General features: G+C 61.3%; 1 protein-coding gene. It reads left to right on the top strand.

Translation table 11 applies throughout. The features are described 5' to 3' along the window. Positions 1 to 284 (top strand): relaxase/mobilization nuclease domain-containing protein (locus CSR02_RS02100; protein ID WP_167384076.1); only part of this gene is annotated, 284 nt, incomplete at both ends.

Genomic DNA, 284 nt, shown 5'->3' with positions numbered 1-284 from the left:
AAGTCCGGGAGCTTATCGATGCCTCGCCGTATGCGAAAAAGTACACCTCCGGCGTGCTGTCGTTCGCGGAGGCTGAACTGCCGCCCGGGCAGCGGGAGCAGATTATGGCCAGCTTTGAGCGGGTTCTGATGCCCGGGCTCGATAAAGACCAGTACAGCATTCTGTGGGTGGAGCACACCGACAAGGGGCGGCTGGAGCTGAATTTCCTGATCCCCAACACTGAACTGCTGACCGGGAAACGCCTGCAGCCGTACTACGATCGCGCCGACCGGCCGCGCATCGAT

Source organism: Acetobacter pomorum (assembly GCF_002738225.1).
GTDB lineage: Bacteria > Pseudomonadota > Alphaproteobacteria > Acetobacterales > Acetobacteraceae > Acetobacter > Acetobacter pomorum.
This window is presented reverse-complemented; position numbering and strand designations above follow the sequence as displayed.